General features: G+C 64.6%; 4 protein-coding genes. All 4 read left to right on the forward strand.

Annotation, left to right across the window (positions count from 1 at the left end; translation table 11 throughout):
* Positions 1–76: 76 nt before the first annotated feature.
* On the forward strand, positions 77–475 hold the full coding sequence (locus tag G9U53_RS33170) for a metalloregulator ArsR/SmtB family transcription factor (protein ID WP_048896403.1): 399 nt from the start codon (positions 77–79) through the stop codon (positions 473–475).
* On the forward strand, positions 472–1350 hold the full coding sequence (locus G9U53_RS33175; protein WP_048896368.1) for a permease: 879 nt from the start codon (positions 472–474) through the stop codon (positions 1348–1350). The genes G9U53_RS33170 and G9U53_RS33175 overlap by 4 nt, the downstream gene beginning before the upstream one ends.
* A 43-nt stretch (positions 1351–1393) precedes the next feature.
* Positions 1394–1555 (forward strand): hypothetical protein, encoded by a 162-nt coding sequence (locus G9U53_RS33180; protein ID WP_154676754.1) that lies wholly within the window; start codon positions 1394–1396, stop codon positions 1553–1555.
* 78 nt (positions 1556–1633) lie between these two features.
* Positions 1634–2615 (forward strand): IS481 family transposase (locus tag G9U53_RS33185; protein WP_119620694.1); only part of this gene is annotated, 982 nt, incomplete at its 3' end.

Genomic DNA, 2615 nt, shown 5'->3' on the forward strand with positions numbered 1-2615 from the left:
TGTACTGACCGGACACGTTGATCGATAGACAAGTCGCCACTTGTGACAGAAGGCCACGCTTGTCTATAGTGTGGGTATGACAGTTTCACTGGATGTTGCCCTGCCGCGCACGGACCTGTCGGCGCGGGATCACGCGCGGATGCTTGCTCCGTTGTTGAAGCCTTTGTCAGACGAGAACAGACTGATGATCGTGCTGACGCTTGCGGCGGGGGCGTGCTCGAACAAGAAGTTGCAGGAGGCCACCGGGTTGAGCCAGGCGCTGGTGAGTCACCATGTGGCAGCCTTGCGGCAAGCGCAGCTGATCAGTGTGCGGGCCGAGGGCCGGTCCAACATCTACGCGCTGTGTTGTGAGCAGTTGGCGGCGCCGGTGCAGTGGCTCGCTCACTTGGCGACTCTCACTCCAGAGGGACAGAAGGCGTGCTGCACTGCCCCAGCAGGGGAGGGTCAGGCATCGACTGAGGGTGCTGCGCGGTGATTCATGCGGTACAGACCTTCGGGTTGATCCTGGTCCAGTTGCTCGTCCTGTTCTCGCTGATCTCGGTGCTCGTTGCGCTGGTGAACCGGCGGTTCGGGCCGGATCGGATCCAGAGCTGGATGGCCGATGGGCGCCTTCCCGGCCCGCTCAAGGGGCTACTGCTGGGGGCGATCACGCCGTTCTGTTCCTGTTCGACGCTGCCGGTGCTGGCTGGGATGTTGAAGTCGGGGGTGGCGTTCCGGACGTCGATGACCTTCCTGATCTCGTCACCGCTGCTGGATCCCATCATCGTGGCCGGGGTGGTGCTGCTGTTCGACTGGCGTATCGCGTTGGTCTACACGGTGGTCACCGCCGCATGGTCCCTGCTCGCCCCCCTAGTATGGGAACGACTCGGCATGGCCAGCCAGCTCAAGCGAGTCAAGGTCGTCGGCGACGACAGCACCCCCCACCCCTGGGCAGGCCTGCGCAACGAGATCCGGCCCGCACTCGGCGAGGCCTGGGCCGATCTGAGACCGCTGCTCGTCCCGATGGTGCTGGGTGTCTCGGTCGGTGCATTTATCTACGGTTTCGTGTCTCAGGACCAACTCGCCGCGGTCGCTGGCGACGACAAACCGTGGGCCGTGCCGTTGGCCGCCGTGCTTGGCGTTCCGCTTTACGTGCGTATCGAGACGATGCTGCCCATCGGCTTGGCCCTCAGCTCGACCGGCATGGGGCTAGGTGCAGTGTTCGCGCTGATGATCGGCGGCGCCGGAGCCTCGATCCCCGAGATCTCGATGCTCACCGCCTTGTTCAAGCCCCGACTGGTCGTCACTTTCGTGGTCACTGTCATCGGCACGGCCATCGCCGCCGGCTACCTCATCCCACTGATCGCCTGACCCAACCACCACATTCCCAACCACACGAGGAGAACAAGCAACCATGGGACTCAAGGACCTCTTCACCGCACGCAAGCAGGACAGCAGTTGCTGCGGGGCCCAGATCGTGCCCGACGATGACGACCAGCCCCAGAGCGAGCAGGGAACACCCACCGAGACGGCTGCCTCTTCAGCGCCGAACAGCGAGGACACGGACGGCAACTGACATACCGAATCGATGGGGCTGCACCACAGGGTGCAGCCCCATCACTGTCTCCACCCGCTCGTCACCAGGAAGACCACCATGTCCCACGCCAATGCCGCCCTCACTCCGCGTCACCGCCTCAAGGTTGCCCAGCTGGTTGTTGACCACGGATGGCCGATCAGCGAGGTCGCTGCCCGGTTCCAGGTCTCCTGGCCCACCGTGAAGCGCTGGGCTGACCGCTACCGGGCCGGTCAGTCCATGCAGGACCGCAGCTCACGGCCTCACCGCTCCCCGAACAAGACCAGCCCCACGACTGCGAAGCGCTGTATCCAGCTCCGGCTGCGTCTGCGGGAAGGTCCGGTTCAGTTGGCATACCGGATTGGCGTTGCTCCGTCGACAGTCCACCGGATCTTGGTCGACGTCCACTTGAACCGCCTGTCGCACGTCGACCGTGCCACTGGAGAGCCTGTTCGTCGCTACGAGCACGACCACCCCGGGGCGATGCTGCACGTCGACGTGAAGAAGCTCGGCAACATCCCAGACGGCGGAGGCTGGCGCTACGTCGGCCGACGACAAGGCGAGAAGAACCGCGCAGCCACACCCGACAAGCCCAAGAACAAGCACTACGACCCGTTGATGGGCAAGGCCTACGTCCACACCGTCATCGACGACCACTCCCGCGTCGCCTACGCCGAGATCCACGACGACGAAACAGCCCACACCGCCACAGCGGTCCTGGCCAGGGCCGTCAAGTGGTTCAACGCCCGCGGGGTGACCGTCGAGCGGGTCCTGTCGGACAACGGTGGCGCCTATCGCTCACACCTGTGGCGCGACACCTGCGCCGAGCTGGGAATCAGGCACAAACGGACCAGGCCGTATCGCCCGCAGACCAACGGCAAGATCGAGCGCTTCCACCGCACCCTGGCCGACGGCTGGGCCTACGCCCGCTGCTACACCTCCGAGACGGAGCGTCGCGGCGAACTCGACGGCTGGCTGCACTACTACAACCATCACCGGCCCCACACAGCCTGCAGCAACCAGCCGCCCTTCTCACGATTGACCAACGTGTCCGGTCAGTACA

Source organism: Rhodococcus sp. D-46 (assembly GCF_011290655.1).
Taxonomy (GTDB): domain Bacteria; phylum Actinomycetota; class Actinomycetes; order Mycobacteriales; family Mycobacteriaceae; genus Rhodococcus_F; species Rhodococcus_F qingshengii.